Genomic DNA, 25,834 nt, shown 5'->3' with positions numbered 1-25,834 from the left:
AATACAACGGCTAGTTAGACAACCTTTGGGCTAAGCCACTGCTGCGCAAACACAGATTATTAATGCACCCTTGCAGGCTTTCTTTTTGACTATATAACACAAAGGTTTGGCGAGCTCGAGTGAGTCCCGTATAAAACAACTCTCGACTTAAGCCTTTGGCACCAGGATTTAATCTCACATCTGGCAAACAAAGGTAAACCTCATTGAATTCCGAACCTTGGCTCTTATGAATAGTCATCGCATACACAGGTTGATGTTCAGGTAAGCGGCTGAGTAAAACCCCTTTGTAGCCGCCTTCTGCCGTTTTGAACCAGGCTTTTTTTAAACTTAGATTTTCAGGATCTGGCATCACAATTCCCACATCACCATTAAACAACCCTAAGTTATGATCATTACGGGTTAGCATGATAGGTCGGCCTACATAATCTTTTTCATCTTTTGATATAAAACCTTGGCGGTCTAACTCCAGAGTGATTTGATAATTAATATTATCCACGCCCCACGCTCCTGTTTTATGGGCGCATAATATTTGCTGATTTAATAGATGTTTAAAACCTTGCTCTAAATTTCCTTGTTTGACCGACGAAAAATAAGCGTTTAATTGACTTGCATACTGACGGGCAAAAACCTGTATTTTGCCCTCTTGGTGCCAGGTTAAACTGGTTTGTTGCTTGTCGGTAAGGATATCTAATACTGAATTTATATCACCTTGAATGGTTTTCTTTGCCAACAAACCAATCCCACTATCGGATGAGAATCGATGACTTTTTTGTAATTTCACTAAACAGTCCGCAATTGGACTGGTGATTGTGTTTTCCTCTCGTTGAGGAATATGTTGCGCGCACATCTGACTAATCTGCAATCCGGTTTGAGCTGAGTATTCAGGGTTTGGCTTGCCTAATAATGCTGCGTGACAAATATCCGATAACACACTGCCGGTCTCAACCGAAGAAAGTTGATTGTGATCTCCTAATAATACCACTTTTGTTTTTATTGGCACCGCGCTCAGTAGTCTATACATCAACGGTAAATCCACCATTGAGGCTTCATCAACAATCAGTGCATCCATATGCAATGGATTTTCGCCATTGTGCTTAAACTCAATTTTGCCAGTTTGAGTCCCTAACAGCCGATGAATGGTACTGGTTTGCAGATTTAATCCAGCTTTATACTTTTCGGGTAATGTTTCTCGGGCGGATACAATGGATTCAGTCAAGCGCGCGGCCGCTTTCCCCGTTGGCGCAACTAATTGAACTTTCAACTCTTTGCCTTGTGCCTGTTGTAATGCAAATAACAAGGCTAATAGTTTCGCCACTGTGGTGGTTTTACCGGTACCTGGTCCGCCGGTGATCAGACTAAAATTGCGGGTGGCGGCAATACCTACTGCCACTTTTTGCCAATCTATTTCCCTTTGTTCAGCAGAGCCAGGAAATAATTCATCAATAATTGGCGTAGCAGTTTCAACAGATACGTCGGTTTCGACAGCTAACTTTTGTTGAATAATTTGGGTTAAGGCTAATTCATATTGATAATATCGCTGCAAATAAATCGCATTTTGCGTAAATATTAAAGGTTTTTGCGGATCTTCAGTCGCCGTTGAGGAGACACAAAAACTGCCATTAAGGACATCGATAAGATCATTAATACTCGAAAAGCCGAGTAATTTAAGCTGTTTATAAGAAAGCTCATCTAAGTTTAAACAACTGTGCTGCTGACTCAAACGTTGACTCACCAAACCTGCCAGCAAAGCTACCTTGTCATTTTCGTGGGTTTCCTGCTGATAAATGAAGTGTGCAAAGGCACTGTCTAAATTCGACAGGCCAAAGGCACTGATTTCTCCTTCACAGCGCTCAAAAAAGTGGCTATTAAGTAAACTATTTACCATAAGTCCATCTGCTCCTGATGACTGCTTTGCTGGGAAGCTATCACGGCTGCCGGTTTCCCTTGAAATAGTGTATCAAGGGATTCGATGATGCTTTTATCTGGTTTATAAAAGTAAATTCCACTACCACTATGATGCTCAGACATGCCCCGCAAAAACCAATAGTAAGCGCCGCCAACGTGCTGGTCATAGTCATAATCCGATAACTTACTTTTAAGAAACCGATGCAGGGCTAAAACATATAATAAAGACTGCAAATGGTAATCATGTTCGACCATGGCTTTTTGCATTTTTTCTTCCGTATAGTCGCCATAGTCTGATCCTAAGTAATTGGATTTATAGTCGGCAACATAAAAACGGCCATCAACGCAAAAAGTTAAATCGATATAGCCCTTTAACATGCCGTGCAATTGGGAGAATTGATATTGCCGCTTACTGGTTTTAAATACGTTATTGATTAATTGATTAAATGGCTCAGCTTGCACTGATTTAAGGGGTAAATGAAACTCCATTTCAGGACAAACTTGCTCCTTAGACAATGATGCTAAACTAAACGCGGAATTTGCGCCTCCCTTGTTAGGAAGGGCAATACGGGTGTTTAACACCTCTGTCAGCCAAGTTTCCACTGTTTCATTCCACTTAACATCAATACCGAACCAACTGCCCTGCTGTTCTATCACCTGGGAAAGTTGGCTGGGTTGCTGAAAGTCGATATTTTCCAACACGCCGTGGAGAAAAGAACCGGCTTGTGCACCGCGAGTAAACTCAAATCGATTTAAATTAGCTAGCAAAGCATCGACTTCATCGTCTATCTCTTCAGTTAGCATATTAGAATCAACAGCACTTACACCCTCACTCTCATCTGTGCCCGGTTGCTCATGCTCAACGTGGAACTGGTTGCGGGCAATGGCCGAATAACTGGTGATCCGCCAGTTGCCATCAATGGATGTTTCAAGCTTATTCACTGACAAGGTTTCGTCCTTGTTTAACGTTTCAGGTCGGTATTCCAGCACTTCAGGGGCAACAAACACTTCTTGATAATCGATGTCTGCACAATGTTGTAGACTTTGAATTTGCTGCGCCATAAAGCTGTTGCTAGGTTCACTGCCGTCTTTATCTAATAACTTACCTAAAGCAGAATGAAATAAACCAGAAAGTGACTTACTTTTGCCTAAAGTTGGATTCCACAAACCAACAAAACAATTGTACACAGCTCGGGTGAGCGCCACATATAACAACCGAGTATCTTCTGCTAAACGCTCAAAATCAGCTTTTTCTAAGTTTTCAGTGGTATTTTCAAAATCCATGGTCAAATGCAAATTTTGATCATGAAACAGCGCCTCGGATGCCAATTTAAATGAACACCCAAAAGGCACAAAAACAAATGGAAACTCTAGCCCTTTGGAAGCATGGATAGTAATAATCTGTACCAAATTACCATCCGTTTCTAAGCGCAATTGATGGGATTCATTATTATGGTCTGGCTGCTGTATTTGTTGCCCTAACCAATATAATAATTGGTTGTCACCAGGGGTGATCGCGCTTTGCTGCTGCAACATTTCTACTAAATGACGAAGATCCGTTAAGCGCCGCATGCCGTCGCTAAAATGGGTCATTAAGCCAGTAAATACATTAAAATGCTGCATAACCTGATTCAACGCCATCATAACACCAAAACGTTGCCACTTAAGCTGCCATCCAACAAATAGCTCTACGATGAGCTGCCACGCGGATTCGTCAGTAAATAACTGATCTAACTCCACGCTACTAAAACACATAAGCTCACTGGTTAACGCGGCTTTAATGCGTCTCTCATCAGATGGGTTAACCAAAGCATCTAAAAGACGATATAAATCCATGGCGGTTTCAGTAGCATAAACACTGTGGCGAACCAAAAATACGCTATCGACACCCCGTATTGTCAATGCCTGTTTGACTAAGTTCGCTTCATTGCGATCTTTTACCAAAACACAACACTCGCCAGCGCTTACCTTGTTTCTTTGCTGCTCATGTTTTATCAAATGGCCATGTTGCAACAAATCAACAATGATATTAGCGGTATGCCCTGCCAAATCAGTTTTAGCATCTTTGTTACTCATTACCTCTTTGCCACCTTGCAGATGACAAAAGGTTAAACTAGCGTAGCGCTTTTCTGAGCTCGTCAATTCAGTGGCAACAGATGCAGCTTCTACTGGTAAAAATGGAATGGCTTGATCGAATAAGAAACCTTGTTCACTGTTAGCAAACAATTGGTTTACTGCATCAACTAAGGCTTGCTGAGAGCGCCAATTGGTTCCCAAGGTAAACTGTTTTTCGTTATCAATTTGCTGCTTAGCTTGGATATAGGTGTATATATCGGCACCGCGAAACCCGTAAATCGCCTGTTTTGGATCGCCAATCATAATTAACGAATATGTCAATTGATGGTTGTTATGCAGTGGATAAACTTGGCTAAAAACACTCAACTGACAATGATCGGTATCTTGAAACTCATCAATCATGGCTGCGGGAAACTGCGTGCGAATAAGATCGGCTAGGGTTTCACCATTTTCACCCAACAAACCATCATTTAAACGGGTTAACAAATCATTGGGGGATAATTTACTGGTGCGAGCCTTAAAGGCTTCTAAGTTTTTTCGAACTTGAATTAACGCACTGTTTAAAACGCCATTAGTCAGTGTGGTTACAAATTTTTGCCGTAGCCTTTCGATTAGTTCAAAACGTTCGAAGTCTAGTCCGGTTAACTCTGGGCTGGTTTTAGAACGGGCTTTTTCGACCTTTTCAGGGAAAAAGTCGACCCAACCGTTATCAAAGGGGCAGACAACTGAATCACTTTGACAAAAGCTATCCATGCTCTGATAGATAGCTTTTTTGCCAAACTTTGTATTTCCCTTAAGTTTAGCTTGCTGTAATTGGGCTGACACATTTTCCGTCAACCACCAACTTTTTAAACTATTAGTGCTGTCGATGAGTTGCGCAAGTAGTTCTTTAGCCTCTGCTATCGTCACTTGTTTTGTAGGGGAAAACTCCCGCTCCAAAATGCCCTTTAATGACTTAATTAGACTCTCTGGGCCAGACCAAATACTGCGAATGTACTGAACCATAGTGGTGGGCAGCGGAACAATAGCACTGCGCCAATAATCTTCTACGGCTTGTTGTATCCAAGTTGATTGATCTAATTCTAATTGCTCATCAAACACACTGCCGCTGGCGAAGGCGTGTTCAGACAACATCCGTTGACTAAAGCCATGAATGGTAAAAATTGCCGCTTCATCCATTTGCCGAGAAGCAAGTAACAAGGTCTCACAGGCCAATTCAATATCATCGGTATCGTCGATTAATTTTTGAATAAAACCATCACTACTACTACCTCGATAGAAATCCAAATAGGCTGTTTGTAATCGTCGACCAATACGTTGTTTTAATTCGGCTGTGGCAGCGTTGGTAAAGGTCACCACTAAAATTTGTTCTACCCCCAAGCCTAATCGCTGGTCGGAATTTGATAGGTTTAATCCCTCACTTTGATGCCCGAGTAACAAGCGTAAATACAAATTCACAATGGTATAGGTTTTACCAGTGCCAGCACTCGCCTCAATTAGCGACGCGCCCAAAAGTGGATAGGAATAAGTATCAAGAGGATTCATTTAGATACCTTATAATCAAGAATTGGCGCAAAAATCATTTCGCTCAGATGTTTAAACTCACTAAAGTTAACCGATAAGTCGGGACATACACGATGAATATTGGTCTCTTGACCTTCACCCGAATTAAAATTAGAGCCATTAAACTCTGTTAAGGTTTTATCTATATCCTGGGTTTCTACCCATTTTTTTGCGCTATTGGCGAAAAACATCGGAGGTTTATTCAAGCCCTCGGAATAAACACTTAACAAGGTGGTTAACAATTCTAATGCTTGAGTTTGCGGCACTACTGATAATTCAAATGGTTTTTCCATATTTAAGTATCGAGCTACGCCACAATTACGTTCAGAAGATGCGCAATAACATAACCATTTTAACCAAAGCTCAATGACATCTTTACCGCGTATTTTGCCTGCTCGATATAATACTAAGTCCGTGCCATAAACCTGTTTTAGCCAGCCTTGAATAGCACCATTTGAGAGTAGTAAATCAACCTCCACTAAGCTGGCTTTTTTAGCTTTCACATTATCAATTAATTGGTGACGGAGATTCTCAGACGCCAGCCATATTTGTTGGAAACTCAACGGACCAGCTGCACCTGTGGGCAACTTACCTTGTGCCAAATAATCTTCATAAAACTGTTTTTGAAAGGCGTCTTCATCCATTTCCAGTTTTAACATTGTCTCTAACAAGGATGCATTTAGTTGAAACCGCGTTAAAGAGTCAATCTCAAAGGGTTCTTCATCCACCAACTCATTAAAATACAGCGATAACGTGGTGCGCCAGCGTTGACGGAAAAAGTATTTAGGTGGGTTTTGGAAAAAGCCAATTAAGTCATTTAGCTCGACCACTAAACTATTATCTTCCAATTGACTCGGTAAGCTGTGATTAAAAAATTCGCCACTTTGGGTTTCGGACATTTTTGCATTTAATACATTCAACCAAATCGATTGATAACTTTGCAAAGTATTGCTTTTATCAAAATATTGTTGGGAAAATGGCTGTAAACCGTGGTTTTCCATTAGGTGACTGTTGAGCTGTTGTTGGGTTTGTTCAACCGGCAAGGTTAAGGTGCCTTGGACACAAAATACCTGTTGGCAATAATCTACTAGCTCGGTAACCAAAATCGAGGGATTACGCTCTGAGTTATCGCGGCTACTATTGCCCAAAAAGCTTACGTATAACTCATTACGTGCAGATAAAATGGCTTCCAAAAACAAATAGCGATCGTCCATTCGTCTCGAACGATCGCCCTTACGAGTCTGGGTTTCTCGCATTAAATCAAAGCCGATAGGAACAGATTGTCGAGGATAATCCTGATCGTTCATCCCTAACAAACAAACCAACTTAAACGGAATACTGCGCATCGGCATTAACGTACAGAAATTAACTTTCCCCGCTAAGAAGCGCTGCCCTACTCCTTTATCTTGCAGGCGCTGGGTTAATTCCGCCACAAACACATCCTGACACACGGGTTGATTAAATTGTGCAACGTGAATTTGAATACTTTCCAATGCCTGACGCAATTGATTTACATACACTTGCTCATTTTCATCAATGGCATAAAACAGATCGATAAAGTCCAAGCTTTGTTGCACTTTATTATCTAGGGTATCTGTGCTTAAACAAAACGTGAGTACATCTTGCAGTAATAAAGCGAATCTGTATAACTTGCCTAAGGCAATTGCCCGTTGGCCTTCGATATCTTTATATGGCGCAATTGAAGCGCTGTCAGGGTCGCTTCCAGCAAATAAAAAGTCGCCACTGAGTGCGTACCCAGATAACAAACGTTCAAGGGCAAAAATCAAGGTATTTTGTGGTTCTTGAGGGACTGACCAACGAATTTTATCTTCGCCACTTAATCCCCAGCGAAAACCAACTTCAATTAACCAGTCACGAATATCTTCATATTCGTTTGCTGAAATTTCAAAACACGTTTGAATGGCTGGGATCTCTAAAAACACCAATATTTCAGATAAGCTTATACGACTCTGGTGCAAGCTCAGTAAGTTGATAAAACTTTCGATAATATGCGATTCTTGGGCGGCATTGCGGTCTGAAATACCATAGGGAATAAAAAGCTCGGACTCAGCACTACCAAAAACACCATCGATGTAAGGTGCGTAAGCCGCTACATCCGGCATCATAACCACTATATCTGACGGTTTTAACTCAGCATCTTGCGAAAAATGATTAAGCAAATGGTCATGCAAGACTTCCAGTTCTCTGACCTTAGAATGACAACTATGAATTTGAACCGAGTTGTCACTTTTAGATATCTCAATTTTGGGGTATTCAACACCATTGCTTAACAGCTCATCAGCTCGCAAGGGTGGCTGAGTATCACGCATGGTTAATTCATAGATTTCATGCTGTAACCAATCCAACAATGTATTTGGCTGCACTTCCACAAATATATCACTGGACTCTGCGCTACTAGCCAATAACATTTCTAAATAATCACGCCCTGGTTTTCCCCAACTCGCCAATAGAGGGTTCCCCACATCAAATAAAGCACTACGCTGGGAGTGAGTGTCACCTTCTTTTAACTTGTGACGACTCAAGGTATTTTCATCTACAATATCGGCCCAGAAATGCTGACTAGGATTGCACCAAAATAAATACACATCACGATGTTTGGCCAAGGCTTGAAATACGTCTAACTGTTGTTGAGGCAAGGTAGAAATGCCAAACACATAAAGGGGCTTTTGCTCGCCTGGTGGCTCCCTTTGCTCTATTCGCTGAAGCAACTGCGCATGCAGATTCGCACGATGATAGACTGATTCGCCCAACTTACTGGTTTGCGCCACCAGCGCGCGCCAAAGAATGGGTTGCCAAAGATGTGACGTGAGCATCTTTCCATCAACGCTGTTTTCACCGGTTTCCCACAGATTGATCCACTCTGGACGGTACACCTGATATTGGTCATATACGTCTGCGATTTTTTGACACAGTTGATAGAACTTTAAGCCTCTGTCTCCTTTGAGATAAAGGTTAATTTCAATAAATTCTGGAGAATCTAAATAGTCCCCAAGAATACTCATCAACTTCCAAACCATATTGGGTTTCGTGAACGCGGAGGTTTCCGGCAAGTCATCAAAAAAGTATTTGTATTGCTGCCAGATATAGCTTGATGGCAGTGGAAAATCGATGTTGGCAGCCACGCCTAAATTTTCAGCAATGGCAATTTTAATCCATTGCGCCATACCAGGACTTTGCACGATGATGGTTTCAGGGATCAGCAGCGCGTTCAGATTTTTATAATCAGAGTTCTGTTGAGATGATATTTGCGATGGCTGTGGTGATAATTTGTCTAACAAATCAGCCTGTAATACTTCCATTTTATTTGACTGAATTAAATGTAACACTCAACACCCTTTTCCATTTTCGCCCACATCTTTTGTATGTTTATCAGAAGTTATGTTAGCGCGTTTAAACCAATTCCAGCAAACACTAATAACCCCTTTATTAAAACGAACGATTATCTTTATTTTCAACTGAGTAGCTTTGTTTGCTAGAATCACCGGCAAAATTTAGTCGATGGTAAAAACATGAAATTTATTTCCTTTAATATAAACGGTATTCGAGCCAGATTGCATCAATTGCAAGCACTCATTGAAAAACATCAACCCGATGTTATCGGACTGCAAGAAATCAAAGTGCATAATGATCAATTTCCTGTAGCTGATGTGGCAGCCATGGGCTACCACGTTTATTTCCATGGGCAAAAAGGCCATTACGGCGTAGCAATGCTGTGTAAAGAAAAACCCATAGACGTGCAATATGGTTTTCCTACTGATGACGAAGATGCTCAGCGACGCATGATTATGGTGACTTATCCGCTGCCAAACGGCGAAAATGTTAGAGTATTAAATGGTTATTTCCCCCAAGGAGAAAACCAAACTCACGAAACTAAATATCCAGCCAAACGTAAGTTTTATAAAGATTTAATGGGATATTTGAATGGTAATCACAGCCCTGATGAAAATGTCATTGTCATGGGCGACGTCAATATTTCCCATACAGATTTAGATATTGGCATAGGGGAAGAAAACCGTAAACGCTGGTTAAGAACAAAAAAATGTAGCTTCTTACCAGAGGAGCGCGAATGGCTAAACACCCTCTTTGATTGGGGATTTGAAGATGGGTTTAGAACATTAAACCCAGCAGGTGGCGAACAATATAGCTGGTTTGATTATCGCTCTAAAGGGTTTGTTGATAATCGAGGATTGCGCATAGATCTAATTTTAGCTACCGCTAAACTTCATGAGAACCTCAAAGAAGCTGGTATTGATTATGAGCTTAGAGGAATTGAGAAACCTTCAGATCACGCCCCAATTTGGGCAACTTACGAGTTTTAAATGTTTGACTTAACCTATCTTCAAAGTGCGGCTTGGCTGATCTATTTAATCGGCGTGGTGTATGTATTAACACGAGTTTCATTTGCTCAATTTAAGCAAAATAAAAAGCTGCAACATCTAGTACTTGGCTCGTCAGTGTCAGTATTTGGATTATGGCTTTTCCGTGTGGGTGTTGAACCTGGATTGGATGTGCACTTTTTGTGGTTAACCGCAATGACTCTGCTATTAGGCTTACGTTGGGCGCTTTTAGCGGGATTTTGCACCCTGATTGTATCCACAGTTGCCGGCTACGATAGTTGGCAAATGTTTGGAGTAAATGGTGTTTTGGGGATCAGCATTCCTATTGTGATCAGTTATTTAATTTATAACTTTTCCTTTCACAAGCTGCCCAGACACTTTTTTGTGTATGTGTTTGTCTGTTCATTTTTTGCCGGTGCAGCAATGATCGCAGTAAAAATGCTGCTGATGTCTGGTTATTATTATGTGGATGGTATTTATGATGCAGACACCATTTATGATTCGTATTTACTATTAATTCCGTTGTTACTTATGTCTGAAGGTATGCTTAACGGTTGGACTATGACCATATTGGTAATCTACAAACCAACGTGGGTGTACACTTTTTACGATAAATATTACTTACACGGAAAGTAACTCTCGTGCATAAAAAAGGGCGGATATTTCCGCCCTTTTGTCATCACATTTTCGACTTATTTGTCGAACAAAATATCATGAACATTTTTCAAATCGGTTTTTCCTTCAATGATTTCATCAGGTGTTAAACCAGAAATTTCATGGGGGAAAACCAACCACTCATCACTTTCGTGAATAAAGTAATCGGGCACCATTTCAGTTTTGTTATTCTGAGGTTTGTAATATGGGCAAGCTACCCGTATGTCTTCAGGCATGTTCAATCTAGACAGCTTTTTGATTTGTTCAATCAATGCATTTACGCTGCGCCCTGAATCAAATACATCATCAACAATCAGCAGTCCATCTTTGGCGTTGGCATTTTCAATTAAGTAATGGAGACCATGCACTTTAATTTCTTTAGACTGTTTATCTATCCCATAATACGACGAAGTACGAACAGCAATATGATCTGTTTCTACTTTTTTGTAATCAAAATATTCTTGTACTGCAATACCAATGGGTGCTCCCCCACGCCAAATACCTACAATAAATTGCGGACGAAATCCGTCTTGATAAACCTTTGCCGCCAAACGAAAAGAATCTTCCAACAATTTTTGTGCAGTAATATACGTTTTTTGCATTAATTAACCTTAATTTACAAAGACTCAAAAGGGTTTTTACAAAAACCTGTTCTTTTTTGAGTATGATTTTTCTCTATGTTGACAATTATAGCGAAAGCATTTGATAAAGTGTTGAGAAATCCCAGTCAATTTATCCCTATTCGTATTTTAGTGCTTCAGCAGGTTGTACTTTTAATGCTTTATACGCTGGGTAAAGGGTGGCAATAAAACATAATCCAATGGAAAGCGTGACCAAAGAGAGAATTTGCTGCCAACGAATATCAACGGGTAACCCTTGTCCATCTCCAACAGCGATAGGCATGCCGAATACTTCTAAAATTGTATTTAACTGTGTTACCAGCAATATCCCCAATATCAGCCCAATCACTGTCCCTTTAATTCCATTGTATAAACCATTGATTAAAAAGATAACAATGATACTGCTACCGCGCATTCCTTGAGTCCGCAAAATAGCGATGTCACCTTGCTTCTCAGTCACGACCATCACTAAGGCCGATACGATGTTAAATGCTGCAACGGCGATGATCAGCAACAACATCAATGACATCATGTTTTTTTCCATTTTTACGGCGTCAAATAAAGGTCCTTGCCGCACTCGCCAATCGACTGTGGGTAAATCAATTTGCTGCTCAACACGTCGATATTGAAACGCATCTTTTAAAAATAAACGAGTTTGCTGCAACTTATCCGCTGATTTACGCAGTAGTTTGGCATTATCTTGAATATCTATGTACACCACTTTGTCGTCTAGTTGAGAGGCTAAATCGAATAAGCCAACTACAGTAAATAGACGCTGACTCGGCATTCTGCCCATGGGAGAATAAGAGCTTGCACCTGCAGATATAATGCGTACTTGATCACCAGGCCGAATACTCAGTTTACTCGCTAAGGCTCGTCCCACAATAATATTGTATTGGCCAGATTTTAATTGGCTAAACTGCCCAAAAATCATATTTTGAGCAACGATGGAATGTTGTTGCATATATTCTGGATCTACGCCATGTAATTGCACCCCTTGGATACCGCGGCGAGATTGCACTATACCTTCACTTTCAATGATCGGCGAAACGCCATCAACTCCTTCGATTTCCGCCAACTGCGCAATTTTATCCGGGGTAGAGTCACGGGTATCTGCAACTATGTGCGGAGTAATACCTAACATGCGATTTTTCAATTGCAGTTCAAAACCGTTCATTACCGATGAAACCGTGATCAGTGCAATAAGCCCTAAAGCGATACCTACCACTGAAAATAAATTAATGAAGGCAATAAAATGACTACTTTTACTGGCTCTTGCGTATCTAAAGCCGATAAAAGTGGAAACGGGATAAGACATATTTGGGTATCTAGCCTTTTGGGGATTCAATTAAACCAAAATATTGAACACAATAATTAGCCTTAGGCTGTTCATTGTGGACGATAAACTGGCATAATACGTGTTTGAGATCAGCTAAACAAGAAACAAAATAACGTCGCTTTGGTAAACTATAATCAAAGGCTTACAAAGACTATGTGGGTTAAATTGAAATTAACTTATAGATAACTAAAGTTAGAAAAAACAAAGACGTTAAAATCGAATCAAATGGGGAATACATGGATCCACTTAGTTTGGAACAAAAAATGGCTCAGTTTCATGAGTTTTTTACCATAAAACATCAGCTCAGTGTGAATATGACCCCTGTTAGTGATGATTTTCAACTTCCCAATTTAGAAGATTTAGTGGGTCAAATGCCTTATGCGTTTAAAATAGCAGCTGAGGTGTCGAATGTTGACTCACAAGCCATAAGACCGTTACGTAATCTTAGCGAACATGCTAAAGATCTCACTGATTTCCTCAATCATCAAAACAAGAAAATAGATTTGATGATGTCTTACATCTTGCAGCAACAAGATGATCCACAACATCGTTATATGTCAGTAGAGTTTGGCGGTGGAGGTATTATTTTAAAACGGGATGCGCCTTTAGAAGAAGGCACTGTTGTTGAGCTTAAAGTCTTTTTAACCGAAGAGTCAGCGGCAGTTTATTGTTACTCCGAGGTGATTAAATCGGAACCTGTTGATGACGATTACCATATTTATCTACTTTTCAGTCGTATCCGCGAAGAAGACCAAGAACTTCTAGTTAGAGCAAGCTTGCATTTGCAGACACTTCAACTTCGCGCTCGTTCGAAACAACAAAACAATGATTCAAATTAATGATAACAAGTATTTTTACCCCTGAGTTACCCAAAAAATCTGGCAATGTTGTCCAATGGGGCAATATGCATGGCAGTAGTTTATCATTGGCCATTGCCAATGGGGCTAAACGCAATCCCGGCTCTACTCTGTTGGTTACGGCAGACACCCCTACTGCGCTAAAACTCGAAAAAGAATTGCATTTTTTCCTTGCCGGTGCCGGAGATGATGAGTTAGAAGTAAAATTAATGCCGGATTGGGAAACCTTACCTTACGATAGCTTCTCCCCTCATCAGGATATTATTTCTCAACGCTTAGAAACCTTATTTGAGCTGACCCAGAATAAACGCTGCATATTTATTGTGCCCGTAAACACCTTGTTACTGCGAATGCCACCTGTGGATTTCTTAGGTCGTTACTTGTTGATTTTAAAAACCGGTCAAACCTTGGATATCGATGAGTTCAGACTCAATTTAAACAAGTCAGGGTATCAACATGTGAATCAAGTGATGGGCCATGGTGAATTTAGTATTCGCGGCAGCATTATTGACCTGTTTCCCATGGGTAGCAATAAACCGTTTCGAATAGATATGTTTGACGATGAAGTTGATTCAATTCGTCACTTTGATCCTGACAATCAACGTTCCGGTGATAAAGTCGATGGCATTAACCTATTACCAGCCAGAGAGTTTCCAACAGATAAAGAGGCCATAAAGCGTTTTCGTGAAAACTATTTAGACACCTTCGACACCGAAAACAGTAAAAACTCAGTTTATTATCAAGTGGGCAAAGGCATCATGCCTGGGGGGATTGAATACTATTTACCCTTATTTTTCGATGACACTGCTACCTTATTCGATTATCTGCACCCGAACACCTTACTCATGACCTATGGTGATTTATCTTCGGCATGTGATTTTTATTGGGCAGACTTAAACGAACGTTATGAGCAGCATCGTTATAACCCCGATCGTCCTTTGTTAGCGCCGCAACAAATTTTTCAACGCTACGAAGAGCTTTTTGCGGGTTTCAAACAATGGCCAAGAATCAACCTAACGAACCAAAAGCTAGAGGAAAAAGCGGGAAGAATTAATTTAGCCACTGATGATATTGGTGAAATAGCCATTAAGCATCAAAATAAAGTACCTTGGACTAGTCTCAAAGAATCTGTAAAAAACTGGCAGAAAAAAGGCCAAAAAATCCTATTTTGTGCAGAATCACAAGGACGACGAGAAAGTCTGTTAGAGATTCTCCACAAGGCGCAAATTCAAGTTAAAGCTTTTGAAGATATTCATGCATTCTTAGCCAGTCACGAACCTATTGGTATTGCCATTGGATTGGCAGAAAACAGTTTCCAGTTGTTGGAAAAAGACGGTGAACTTGCATTTATCACTGAAACCCAATTATTAGGGCATAAAGTAAGTCAACGTCGCTTGCGAGAAAAGCGTCAAGCTACCGATGAAAGTGCCATTATTCGTAACCTTGCTGAACTTACACAAGGTCAGCCAGTAGTGCATTTAGAACATGGTGTAGGACGATTTTTAGGATTGCAAACCCTAGATGCAGGCGGATTAACCACTGAGTACCTCACCATCGAATACGCTAAAGAAGCAAAACTCTACGTCCCTGTCGCATCATTACATCTAATCAGTCGATACAGTGGTGGCGATTTGGATCATGCTCCTTTGCATAACCTAGGCTCTGATGCTTGGAGCAAAGCACGCCAAAAAGCAGCGGAAAAGGTCCGTGATGTTGCGGCGCAATTATTGGATGTATATGCCAAAAGGGCCGCTAAACCCGGATTTGCATATAAAATTGAGTGGCCAGAATATCAAGCTTTTGCAAATAGCTTTCCTTTTGAAGAAACCGATGATCAATTGCAAGCCATTAATGCTGTGATCCAAGATATGGGCAGCCCGAATGCGATGGACAGACTTGTTTGTGGTGATGTTGGTTTCGGTAAAACGGAAGTGGCTATGCGTGCAGCATTCTTAGCTGCCAATCAAGGGAAACAAGTTGCTATCCTCGTACCTACCACTTTACTAGCCCAGCAACATTTTGAGAACTTTAAAGATCGATTTGCTAATTGTCCTTTTCGCATAGAGGTACTATCACGATTTGTTACCGGAAAAGAGCAAAAACAAGTCATTGAAGGTATCGGTAACGGCAAGGTAGATATCATTGTTGGTACCCATAAGTTGTTACAAGATGACCTGAAGTTCAATGATTTAGGTTTAGTCATTATTGATGAAGAACATCGATTTGGGGTACGTCAAAAAGAGAAGTTTAAAGCCTTGCGTTCCGATGTGGATATTTTAACCCTCACGGCAACGCCCATACCCAGAACATTGAATATGGCCCTCAGTGGAATGCGAGATTTATCGATCATTGCCACCGCACCTGCCAAGCGTTTAGCGATTAAAACCTTTGTCCATCAACGCAGCAAAGAACTGCTGCGAGAAGCAATCATGCGTGAAATTTTACGCGGTGGTCAGGTATATTTCCTTCACAACGAAGTAGATAGCATTGAAAAAACTGCAGCCGAAATCGCTGAGATAGTGCCCGAGGCACGTATCGCTGTTGGTCATGGACAAATGCGAGAACGCGAGCTTGAGCGCGTGATGAGTGACTTCTACCACCAGCGATTCAATGTTTTAGTGTGCACAACAATTATTGAAACCGGTATAGACGTGCCATCGGCGAATACCATAATAATGGATAGAGCAGATCACTTAGGTCTTGCCCAATTACACCAATTACGAGGGCGTGTGGGACGCTCCCATCACCAAGCTTATGCCTATCTACTGACTCCGCCACCAAAGCGGATGACAAAGGATGCCCAGAAACGCTTGGATGCCATTGCCAACTTAGAAGATTTGGGCGCTGGATTTGCGTTAGCTACTCACGATTTGGAAATACGCGGTGCCGGCGAGCTATTAGGTGATGACCAATCTGGACAAATCGCCACCGTCGGTTTCTCTTTATATATGGATATGTTAGAGCAAGCGGTAGAGGCTCTCAAAGCTGGCAAAGAACCTTCATTAGATGATGCATTATCTGCTCAAACAGAAATTGAATTGCGCATTCCTGCACTATTGCCAGAGGATTATATTGGCGATGTAAATACGCGTTTGTCCTTGTATAAAAAGCTGGCTGGATGTTCAAATTTAACCGAAATAAAAGAGTTTCAAATTGAATTAATTGATCGTTTCGGGTTATTACCAGACGCGGCTAAGAACTTGGTGAGAGTTGCAGAATTAAAACTCTTGGCGAAATCCGTTGGCATTAACAAAATAGATGCGACAATTAAAGGCGCAGTCATTGAGTTTTCAGACTCCACAAAAATTGAACCGGGATATATTATTCGCATGATCCAAACTAAACCTAATAAGTTTAAATTAGAAGGTCCAGATAAATTAAAAGTGGTGATTAACAATGATTCAGCGCAAAGCCGAATAGACGTTATCGAAAACTTACTGAATGATTTTAGCCGTCAGGTAAAAGCAGCATGAAAGGTAAATTAACTGTGTTCTGTGTTCAAAAATGTTTTAGATTGAGTCTGGCTGTTATTCCGAAAGCGATCTTAGCTTGGCTGCTTTTGTCTATTAGCTTTGTAGCCGCCAGCCAAGAAAAACAATGGTGGTTTGACGTCGAAGTTATTGTCTATAAACGTAATATAGACCCAGCATCTATTGTCGAAAAATTTCCAAACAAAATAGCAATAGAGCCCTCACCTGTTGGGTTTGAAAACCTACATGACTATTTATATCCCGATTTAGAATCGGTTTTTGTTGGGCTTCCTTTATGCTTTTCTGAATCCACTGAACCACAAGAAATTGGCTCTGACATTATTCTTAAGGATACCTTTGGGAATTATGTTGCATTTGATGATAAGCAATTTGCCCTGGCCAATTCAGACGTTATTGAAAATGACGATGTCGCGGAACCTATAGCATATCTCGATATTTGGCAGCTTAACTTTCCCTTAGAAGAGGTCAAGGTGCCGACTAACTTTCTATGTCGCATGGAGCACGAAAAGCCCATCAAACCCTTTATTGAAAAAGTGCCCACTGTTATTAGTCATACTGAAGATCCGTCGTTACATACTACCCAATTACTTTCATCCGATAGCTTTGAGTTAAATGAGTTGGCCCGCGACATTAATCGTCAAAGAGGGTTATCGACCATACTTCATATGGGCTGGCGACAACAAACGGTTTTCGGCCAAGATAACGCCATAGCGCTTCACTTATTTGCAGGTAAAAATTACGGTAAAGAGTTCGATGCAGTAACTGGAAAACGAATACCTGAACAAAGTAGCAGTATTGAGTTAACCAGCCTAGTAGATTCATTGTCGGAAAACCAAAACGGAAAGATCTCTGCTTCTGAATTCACTGACAAGCAACAGGTACAACAAGAGCAGCAAACGGATTTAATAGAACAGATAAAGTTAGCTCTGAATGATGATAATTTTGAATATTCTCTACCAGCTATTGATGTTGTTGATGAAAATCATATGTTAACCAGTGATACTTCCCTTCAAGAAAACGATATTTGGGAGCTAGATGGCACAGTTAAAGTGTTTTTACGTTATATTCAACGTACTCCCTACTTGCACATCGACAGTGATCTTGATTTTAGAGCACCCGTTTTTGACTCTCCAGCCTATTTAAGAGAAGAAGCTGCGGCAAATCAAGTACAACAATCTTTGCCAGAACCAGACCGATTGCAAAGTTACCCGTTCAAGCAATTACGTCGAGTGATCAGTAATCAAGTCCATTATTTTGATCATCCCTTGTTTGGCATGATTATCCAAATCAGACGTTATGATTTACCCGCAACCTTTGATGGTCAAAAAAACTAAAGAGCAAATAAATTGAAAATATATACAAAGTCTGGCGACACGGGTAAAACCCAAATTTATGCTGATAAAGTGGTTCGCTTAGATAAAAATGATGAGGTTTTAGAGTGTTATGGAACCTTAGATGAGCTTAATGCCAATATTGGGCTATTAATCAGTAATAGCCGTTGCCCGGTGATCAGCGAACAAACAGAGTTATTAATGGATATTCAGAAAAATCTGTTTCAAATCGGTTTTGCTATTTCAGCAAATGCCTCCTTAACGGAAAACGCTGTTACCCAACTTGAAACTACAATTGACCAATTACAAGCTAAGCTTGCGCCACAAACTCACTTTATTTTGCCCGGTGGACATACCATAGCATCTCAAGCTCACGTTTGCCGCACGGTAGCAAGAAGAGCTGAAAGACGCATGGTAGGTTTACTTTCAACCTACCCTGTTCCCGAAGCTTGTTTGCAATACTTAAATCGATTATCTGATTACTTGTTTGTATTGGCCAGAGCGATTAATCACCATTACATTATAGAAGAAACAAAAGTCTCCTAACCCAGACTCTTGTATAAATCATGCTCTTTTGAAGATTGCTATTTGTTAGGCACTCTAAAATGTAAATACACTGACAACAGTGATGACGACAGCAGCGATAATGTTGAGCATGAATCCCTCTCTGGCCATGGTTTTAATACTAAATTTACCGGTTCCATACACTATGGCATTTGGTGCTGTAGCCACCGGAAGCATAAAGGCACAACTTGCACTCATAGCAGCAGGCATCATTAATAAAGCAGGATCGACACCAGCAGCAATGCCCGCAGTAGCTAAAATTGGCATCAATAAAGTAGCGGTGGCTGTGTTGGATGTTATCTCAGTGAGAAAGGTAACAAAAAGGCAAATTGATAAAACCAATAAAGGCACTGGAAGCGCAGATAACCCATTTAGCCAACCGCCCATGACTTCACTCAAACCTGAAGCAGTAAATGCTTTCGCAATGCAGATCCCTCCAGCAAAAAGCAATAACATGCCCCAAGGAATATCATTTGCAGTGGGCCAATCCAGCAGCGTTTGTTTTTTGCCATATTGAGTTAGATTCCCATTGGGAACGAGAAACATTAATACCACGCCCAGCAGAGCAATAGTGCTATCCCCGACATATGGCATGTTGAACCAACTTGTCCAATAAGGTCTTAAAACCCAAGCCAAAGCCACAAACGAAAATACGATTAACACGCGTTTTTCTGCTATTTGCCAACTTCCAACTTTAGGTAAATGGCAATCATCCATGGTTTTTAAGCCACGGGTTAACCAAATTGCCATTAACGGAATCGCGATAATGACAACCGGAACACCTGTCTTCATCCACTGTAAAAAATCAATTTCATGTCCCTGGACTTCTGAGTAAACACTCATAAAAATAATATTTGGTGGCGTACCAATGGGAGTGCCAACGCCACCTAAGCTTGCTGAATAGGCAATGCCCAACAACAAGGCAACAATGATCTTTTGTTGTTTAATGTGCGGAACAATAGCTAACACTATGGGCAGTAACATAAGAGTTGTCGCTGTATTCGAAATCCACATACTCAAAATAGCGGCAGTTAACATAAAACCTAACACTAAGCGCCGTGGACTTTGACTACCAGTCATTCTTATCATATAAAGTGCCAGGCGGCTGTGAACGTTGGATCGCTCTAAGGACTTGGATAACATAAAAGCCCCCATCAACAATAAAATGACATGGCTGCCAAGTGCTGAGGCAGCTTCTTTATGGGTGATAACCCCCGCCATGGGAAAAGCAAAAAATGGAATTAATGAGGTAACCGGAATAGGCAACGCTTCGGATACCCATAACGTAGCGATGAATAACGTAATAGAAGCCGTAACAGCAATTAGATGAGTTTGCTGCATGTATAGGAATAGACCAGCATAAACCGCAGATGAAATAACAAAGGCAATACAAATAACCGGATAATTAAGCTTCACTAAATTCGCCTAAAGCACGTAACGCCTTTTGATATTTTTCCGTTTTTTGTAATTGTTCAAAATTAAAAAAGGGTCCCTTGCGCATACTTGTTGCTCTTCCTGTGGATTGGTAACCAGTTGGCAATCCATCGATAGCTTTAGCCGCGTCCTTTGGGCTGTTACAAACCAGCGTCATATCACAGCCAGCACCTAATGCAGCTTGAATTCGCTCAACAATTGAGCCTAATTGCACTGCCCCTTGCATAGACAAATCATCGGTGAAAACCACACCTTCGAAGCCAAGTCGTTTGCGCAGTATTTGGTCAACCCAGACCGGAGAAAATCCAGCAGGCAAACTATCTACAGCCGGATAAATAACATGGGCAGGCATCACCGCATCCAATAAACCTTGTTGATTAAGGGTTTCAAATATAGTCATATCCAGTTGAAAAATATCTTCACTGGGTCGTTTATCAACAGGCATTGCTACATGGCTATCCTCTTTTACATTGCCATGACCTGGGAAATGTTTGCCGGTACATTTCATTCCTGCATTATGCATTCCGTTTATAAAAGCACTAGCAAGTGACACAATATGTTGCGGTTGTTGATGGAAACTACGATTACCGATAACGTCAGAAATGCCGTGCATATCCAACACCGGTGCAAAACTGATATCTATATCAAACGCAAGTAGCTCTGCGGCCATCAGCCAGCCAAAGCTTTTAGCCTGCATCAACATGCTCTCAGAAAGTTTTTGGTCAGGCTCACAAATGCTGCCCATTGCAGGGATTGAGCTAAAACCATCGCGAAAACGCTGTACCCTTCCCCCTTCGTGATCAACGGCAATGAGCACGTCATTGCGGGCATGCTTTCGCAATTCAACAACCAACTCTTTTAGCTGTTTCTGGTCGTAGTAATTTCGTGAAAATAAGATGATTCCGCCAACTAGGGGATGATCTAAGATGTCTTTTTCTTCGGCGCTGATCTCATACCCTTCGACATCCAGCATTATTGGTCCCATTGGGCCCTCGTTAATCATTGAGTTATATATATAAAACTATATAAGAATGAATAACATAACTAAAGTTAAATTCACTTTTCTCAGCTTTCTGCGTTTTTTAATTAATGCATACGTATGTTTCTATCAAATCAAACCACTTTATATACAATGGCTTAGTTAAAAAAATGTTAACAATCCAGATAATAAAAATAAGAGAGCTGTATGCTAGCGTTCCAAAAAAGTCTTAGTAATGGTTTTTATAGCCTCCTTAGTTTGCCAGCAAGTGCCATGGGCTTTGCCCTGTCAGTACAGATTGCCGCTTTAAGTTGGTTATTGACCACGCAGTACGGTTTGGATTTGCATGATGTAGGTTTTGTCTGGGCGGCTGGGCCTATCGCAGGTATTTTAGGACAAGTCATTGTTGGCGCAATTAGCGACAATATTTGGTTTTGGGGTGGCAGAAGAAGGCCATTTATTATCATCGGTGGTGTACTTGCTTCCCTTAGTTTATTGGCTCTGCCAAACATAGGTATTATTTCCGCAGCGCTAAATATTGAAGCTATTTTAGGTATTGCAGTGCTGGTAGCCCTAACACTTGATTTGTCCATTAACATCAGTTTCAATCCAACACGCTCCATCATTGCCGATGTTACACCAAAAGGACATGAGCGTACTAAAGGCTATACTTGGATGCAAACAGTATCCGGTTCATTTGGTGTTTTAGCTTATGTAATTGGTACCTTTTGGAATAATTACGCGTTGATTTATATAGGTGTGGGTCTGGTACTGGTCATGTCTATCATTCCCCCGCTGTTTGTAACTGAATCACGTAGTTTTGAACACTCAGAATCGTCAGAACAGCATACCAAGCTGGGCTTTTGGAACGGTTGCAAAGTCATTGAACCGCTTTGGGGATTTATTCTTTATTCGGTTTATGCGTTCACAATTAAAATGGCTAACATTGATATTCAACACTACTGGGTAGAGCTAGCCTGCCTCATGTTAACCCTGATACTGATATTCAAAACCCTAATCACTAAAGATACCCACAAGCCCGATGGCACCAGTGAACAAGGATTTAAAAAAGTATTGGCCGCGCATGCCTTCACTTGGTTGGGTGTGCAATCTATGTTTATTTATATTATTGGTTTTATTAAACAGAATCTCCCTGAGCTTTCAAATAATCAAACGGGACAGGTTATCAGCGCAGGCTTTCTCATATTAAGTGTGGTGTCCGCTATTTTACCTGCATTATTGTTAGAGCCTTTAGCGAAAAAGTTGGGGCGAGTAAAAGTACATACCTATTGTATATTATCAATGTCCGTCGCCTATTTCGTGTTGTCTCAAGTTGGTGAGTCAAAATTAGGGATTTATATAATGATGGCTTTTCTGGGCATTGGTTGGGCAGCAACAATTAGTTTGCCGTTTGCAATTATGTCTCAAAAGGTGCCTCCAGCAAAAATGGGACTATTTATGGGGTTGTTTAACCTATCCGTTGTTTTACCTCAATTAGTTTCAAGCTTAGGGATAGGAAAGTACATAAACCAAGTGGCGAACAAGGATATGTTATTCGTAATATGTGGCGCTTGTCTGCTAATTTCAGCTATAGCTTGGTTTTGCATAAAAGATGACTCTTAACAAAACCTTAAGAAGTCTCTATTGGCAGTATTGTCATTCAAACTGAAAATTGGACGGTGCATATTGCGAAAGTGTTTAGCTTTATCTTCTTTTCTAAAACCAATGTCTAATTACCATCTTTCAGCGAAGCTTTATAATGCTCTTCTGATTCAGTTATTAGTATTCCCTGCCGAGTTATTTTTAATTATACAAATACATCTTAAACTCAAAGAATTTACTACTATCAGTCTACTCAAATGAACTAAAATTGAGGATAAGTCACCAATTTAATGATAAATCGTTATAACGGTCAGCAGCACGAATCGATATCTATTGCTAAAATTATCTGACTAGGAGTTTGTAACATGACATCAAAAGACACTATAAACGCGCCTCCCCTCAGTCAATTCTTCGAGAAGCCTACTGAGATTGAAAAGTATTTTAGTGCTGCTTTCAATATTTCTAAGGATCCGATTTTTGTAAAAGATGAGCATTACCGGTTATTACTTGTCAATGATGCATTTTGCAAAATATTAGGTGTAACTCGACAAGAAGCGTTAGGACGAACACTAGCACAAAGAGTCACGCCAGAGCAGCAAGCGCGTTTTTTGTCCACTGACAAAAAAGTACTACAAACTGGTAAAGAAATTCTATGCGAAGAAACTTTAACGATTACGGGAAGCAAAGAAAAAACAATATTAACCAATAAAAAGCGATTTACTGACTCCCAAGGTAAACATTTTTTAGTCGGAATCATTCATGATATTAGTTATCGCAAGCAAATTGAGTCAAGAGTAAAGTCAAGTGGACATGCACTAGAACTCATCTCCAGTGGCAAACCATTAAATGAAATCTTACAAGCGATAGTTCGTGTAGTTGAACAAGAGAATCCTGACATGCTTTGTAGTGTCTTATTATTAGATGATTCTCAAAAACACCTAGTGATTGGGACTGCATCAAGCCTGCCTGCGTTTTACAATGAAGCTATCAATGGTATTGAAATAGGCATTGGTGTGGGTTCTTGTGGGACTGCTGCTTATACCAATAAGCGCGTTATTGTAAATGATGTTCTTAATCACCCTTACTGGCAGCAGTACAAAGAACTCGCCGCAGAAGCTAAATTAGGAGCATGTTGGTCAGAGCCAATACGTTCCACTTCTGGAAAGGTGTTAGGTACTTTTGCTATCTATCACCATAAAGCCCATCAACCCACGCCTGCAGATCTTGAACTAATTGAACAAACCGCCAGTTTGGCTAGTATTGCCATAGAAAAAAAACACGCTGAAGAAAAGCTCGAACGTGCAGCAAGCGTCTTTACTCATGCTCAAGAGGGCATCATGATTACCGACGCTAACCATAAAATCATCGAAATTAACGATACGTTTAGTAAAATGAGTGGATACTCCCTTGAAGAAGTACGAGGGAAATCACCAAATATATTTCGTTCTGAACGCCACTCCGACGAATTTTACCTAGAAATATGGGATGCAATGACCAAACAAGGTTATTGGCGCGGGGAAGTATGGAGTAAACGCAAAAATGGCGTTATTTATCCCGAACTGGTCACTATAAATGCCGTGAAAAACACAGCAGGTAAAGTACAACACTATGTATCCTTATCTACAGATATCACACCTATGAAAGAGTATCAGGGGCAACTTGAGCGCATTGCCCACTATGATGCGCTAACTAACCTCCCTAATCGGGTATTATTAGCCGACAGATTGAATCAAGCCACTATACAATGTGAACGTCGTAAAAAATCTTTAGCGGTTGCATTTATGGACTTAGATGGGTTCAAAGCGGTTAATGACACCTATGGCCACAATGTAGGAGATGACTTGCTCATTGCCCTTTCACAGCGGATGAAAGAAGCATTGCGCGAAGGCGATACCCTCGCTCGCATCGGCGGCGATGAGTTTATCGCAGTAATGGTAGATTTAGAGAAATTTGAAGATACTAAGCATGTATTAAATCGTTTATTAAAAGCCGCATCTGATCCCGTCAGCATTGGCAATGCATCTATACAAGTTTCCGCCAGCATTGGTGTAACCCTCTACCCTCACGACAATGTCGATGCAGATCAACTTATACGACATGCAGACCAAGCCATGTATATCGCCAAACAGGCAGGCAAAAATCGCTACCATCAGTTTGATATCGCTCACGATATAGCTCTCAACTCGCAACGTGAGAACATAGAAAATATTTATACCGCCATAGAAAACAATGAATTTGTATTGCATTACCAGCCAAAAATAAACATGCTAAGCGGCGAAACCGTAGGTGTTGAAGCGCTTATTAGATGGCAACACAAAACCAATGGATTAATCCCGCCACTAAAGTTTTTACCCTTAATAGAGGGGCTGAGAGTGAGTTTAAAAGTAGGCGAATGGGTGATCAGCACTGCACTACTTCAGATAGAGAGTTGGCAGAAATTAGGTTTGGATATACCCGTTAGTGTCAACATTAGCGCTTATCAATTACAGCAAGCTAATTTTACCGCTCGGTTGTCAACGCTATTGGCCGCCCACCCTGCAGTTAACCCCAATCGCCTAGAGCTTGAAATTTTGGAAACCAGTGCCCTGCATGATACCGATATTGTGTCTAAAACAATGAATGATTGCCGAGATTTAGGAGTTAGATTTGCTATTGATGATTTTGGCACAGGTTACTCTTCACTAACTTACCTTAAACGACTTCCTGCATATTTAATTAAAATTGATCAGAGTTTTGTCCGAGACATGTTAGAAGACAATGATGACTTGGCAATTGTGCAAGGTGTCATAAGCTTAGCAACAACTTTCCAACGTAAGGTAATCGCTGAAGGTGTAGAAACCATTGCCCATGGTAAAGCACTTTTGCAGCTAGGTTGCGAACTGGCTCAAGGTTACGGAATCGCTAAACCCATGGTCGCAAGCAAAATACCTGATTGGGTGAAAAAGTGGGAAAATGATAAGGCTTGGAAGTTTGATGTTTGATGTTTGATGTTTGATGTTTGATGTTTGATGTTTGATGTTTACAAAGATAAACCAGTTGCTTGATGTTCGTGTTCTGATTT

15 protein-coding genes are annotated in these 25,834 nt (G+C 40.7%); 8 read left to right on the top strand and 7 right to left on the bottom strand.

Annotation, left to right across the window (positions count from 1 at the left end; genetic code table 11):
- Positions 1-10: 10 nt before the first annotated feature.
- Genes recD through recC form a run of 3 tightly spaced genes read right to left on the bottom strand, consistent with a single transcriptional unit; the run spans position 11 to position 8,891 of the window.
- Entirely contained in the window at positions 11-1,885 is a 1,875-nt protein-coding gene (gene recD / locus AB6T38_RS13205; protein WP_372547754.1) for an exodeoxyribonuclease V subunit alpha, read from the bottom strand.
- Positions 1,879-5,526, bottom strand: coding sequence for an exodeoxyribonuclease V subunit beta (gene recB / locus AB6T38_RS13200; RefSeq protein ID WP_372547753.1), 3,648 nt, complete (start codon positions 5,524-5,526; stop codon positions 1,879-1,881). Before recB ends, recD begins: the two co-directional genes overlap by 7 nt.
- Positions 5,523-8,891 (bottom strand): exodeoxyribonuclease V subunit gamma, encoded by a 3,369-nt coding sequence (recC, locus tag AB6T38_RS13195; protein WP_372547752.1) that lies wholly within the window; start codon positions 8,889-8,891, stop codon positions 5,523-5,525. Before recC ends, recB begins: the two co-directional genes overlap by 4 nt.
- A 183-nt stretch (positions 8,892-9,074) precedes the next feature.
- Here recC and xthA point away from each other — a divergent pair, with 183 nt between their 5' ends.
- Together xthA and AB6T38_RS13185 are read left to right on the top strand one after the other, a co-directional pair.
- Positions 9,075-9,884: an exodeoxyribonuclease III gene (gene xthA, locus AB6T38_RS13190; protein WP_348492922.1), complete on the top strand. Its 810-nt coding sequence runs from the start codon at positions 9,075-9,077 to the stop codon at positions 9,882-9,884.
- Positions 9,885-10,538: an energy-coupling factor ABC transporter permease gene (locus AB6T38_RS13185; protein ID WP_372547751.1), complete on the top strand. Its 654-nt coding sequence runs from the start codon at positions 9,885-9,887 to the stop codon at positions 10,536-10,538.
- A gap of 56 nt (positions 10,539-10,594) precedes the next feature.
- On the opposite strand, the gene AB6T38_RS13180 is transcribed toward AB6T38_RS13185, so the two are convergent.
- Positions 10,595-11,158, bottom strand: a complete 564-nt coding sequence (locus AB6T38_RS13180; RefSeq protein ID WP_372547750.1) for a phosphoribosyltransferase — start codon at positions 11,156-11,158, stop codon at positions 10,595-10,597.
- A 136-nt stretch (positions 11,159-11,294) separates the two neighbouring features.
- Positions 11,295-12,494, bottom strand: a complete 1,200-nt coding sequence (locus AB6T38_RS13175) for a lipoprotein-releasing ABC transporter permease subunit (protein WP_372547749.1) — start codon at positions 12,492-12,494, stop codon at positions 11,295-11,297.
- A gap of 257 nt (positions 12,495-12,751) precedes the next feature.
- Between AB6T38_RS13175 and AB6T38_RS13170 the strand changes: the two genes are divergently transcribed.
- Genes AB6T38_RS13170 through AB6T38_RS13155 form a run of 4 tightly spaced genes read left to right on the top strand, consistent with a single transcriptional unit; the run spans position 12,752 to position 18,740 of the window.
- Positions 12,752-13,354, top strand: coding sequence for a PilZ domain-containing protein (locus tag AB6T38_RS13170; RefSeq protein ID WP_372547748.1), 603 nt, complete (start codon positions 12,752-12,754; stop codon positions 13,352-13,354).
- Entirely contained in the window at positions 13,354-16,845 is a 3,492-nt protein-coding gene (gene mfd / locus AB6T38_RS13165) for a transcription-repair coupling factor (protein WP_372547747.1), read from the top strand. The genes AB6T38_RS13170 and mfd overlap by 1 nt, the downstream gene beginning before the upstream one ends.
- On the top strand, positions 16,842-18,197 hold the full coding sequence (locus AB6T38_RS13160) for a CsiV family protein (protein ID WP_372547746.1): 1,356 nt from the start codon (positions 16,842-16,844) through the stop codon (positions 18,195-18,197). The genes mfd and AB6T38_RS13160 overlap by 4 nt, the downstream gene beginning before the upstream one ends.
- A gap of 12 nt (positions 18,198-18,209) precedes the next feature.
- Positions 18,210-18,740 carry a cob(I)yrinic acid a,c-diamide adenosyltransferase gene (locus AB6T38_RS13155; protein WP_372547745.1) on the top strand — a complete coding sequence of 177 codons (531 nt, stop codon included), beginning with the start codon at positions 18,210-18,212 and terminating at the stop codon, positions 18,738-18,740.
- 54 nt (positions 18,741-18,794) lie between these two features.
- On the opposite strand, the gene AB6T38_RS13150 is transcribed toward AB6T38_RS13155, so the two are convergent.
- Positions 18,795-20,174: a DASS family sodium-coupled anion symporter gene (locus AB6T38_RS13150; protein WP_372547744.1), complete on the bottom strand. Its 1,380-nt coding sequence runs from the start codon at positions 20,172-20,174 to the stop codon at positions 18,795-18,797.
- Entirely contained in the window at positions 20,164-21,165 is a 1,002-nt protein-coding gene (gene nagZ, locus AB6T38_RS13145) for a beta-N-acetylhexosaminidase (protein ID WP_372547743.1), read from the bottom strand. The genes AB6T38_RS13150 and nagZ overlap by 11 nt, the downstream gene beginning before the upstream one ends.
- 213 nt (positions 21,166-21,378) lie before the next feature.
- On the opposite strand from nagZ, the gene AB6T38_RS13140 reads away from it, so the two are divergent.
- Together AB6T38_RS13140 and AB6T38_RS13135 are read left to right on the top strand one after the other, a co-directional pair.
- Complete coding sequence (locus AB6T38_RS13140; RefSeq protein WP_372547742.1) at positions 21,379-22,794, top strand: MFS transporter; 1,416 nt, start codon at positions 21,379-21,381, stop codon at positions 22,792-22,794.
- A gap of 344 nt (positions 22,795-23,138) precedes the next feature.
- A complete protein-coding gene (locus AB6T38_RS13135; protein WP_372547741.1) occupies positions 23,139-25,754 on the top strand; it encodes an EAL domain-containing protein in 2,616 nt (871 codons plus the stop codon).
- Positions 25,755-25,834 lie beyond the last annotated feature (80 nt).

It is taken from the genome of Aliiglaciecola sp. SL4 (assembly GCF_041538045.1).
Classification (GTDB): Bacteria; Pseudomonadota; Gammaproteobacteria; order Enterobacterales; family Alteromonadaceae; genus Aliiglaciecola.
This window is presented reverse-complemented; position numbering and strand designations above follow the sequence as displayed.

What these genes read in the sequence shown, in the direction of transcription:
- AB6T38_RS13135 (WP_372547741.1), top strand. Translation starts at nt 23,139, where the DNA reads ATGACATCAAAAGACACTATAAACGCGCCTCCCCTCAGTCAATTCTTC.
- AB6T38_RS13170 (WP_372547748.1), top strand. Translation starts at nt 12,752, where the DNA reads ATGGATCCACTTAGTTTGGAACAAAAAATGGCTCAGTTTCATGAGTTT.
- AB6T38_RS13180 (WP_372547750.1), bottom strand. Translation starts at nt 11,158, where the DNA reads ATGCAAAAAACGTATATTACTGCACAAAAATTGTTGGAAGATTCTTTT.
- xthA (WP_348492922.1), top strand. Translation starts at nt 9,075, where the DNA reads ATGAAATTTATTTCCTTTAATATAAACGGTATTCGAGCCAGATTGCAT.
- mfd (WP_372547747.1), top strand. Translation starts at nt 13,354, where the DNA reads ATGATAACAAGTATTTTTACCCCTGAGTTACCCAAAAAATCTGGCAAT.
- recB (WP_372547753.1), bottom strand. Translation starts at nt 5,526, where the DNA reads ATGAATCCTCTTGATACTTATTCCTATCCACTTTTGGGCGCGTCGCTA.
- AB6T38_RS13175 (WP_372547749.1), bottom strand. Translation starts at nt 12,494, where the DNA reads ATGTCTTATCCCGTTTCCACTTTTATCGGCTTTAGATACGCAAGAGCC.
- AB6T38_RS13140 (WP_372547742.1), top strand. Translation starts at nt 21,379, where the DNA reads ATGCTAGCGTTCCAAAAAAGTCTTAGTAATGGTTTTTATAGCCTCCTT.
- nagZ (WP_372547743.1), bottom strand. Translation starts at nt 21,165, where the DNA reads ATGCTGGATGTCGAAGGGTATGAGATCAGCGCCGAAGAAAAAGACATC.
- AB6T38_RS13160 (WP_372547746.1), top strand. Translation starts at nt 16,842, where the DNA reads ATGAAAGGTAAATTAACTGTGTTCTGTGTTCAAAAATGTTTTAGATTG.
- AB6T38_RS13185 (WP_372547751.1), top strand. Translation starts at nt 9,885, where the DNA reads ATGTTTGACTTAACCTATCTTCAAAGTGCGGCTTGGCTGATCTATTTA.
- recD (WP_372547754.1), bottom strand. Translation starts at nt 1,885, where the DNA reads ATGGTAAATAGTTTACTTAATAGCCACTTTTTTGAGCGCTGTGAAGGA.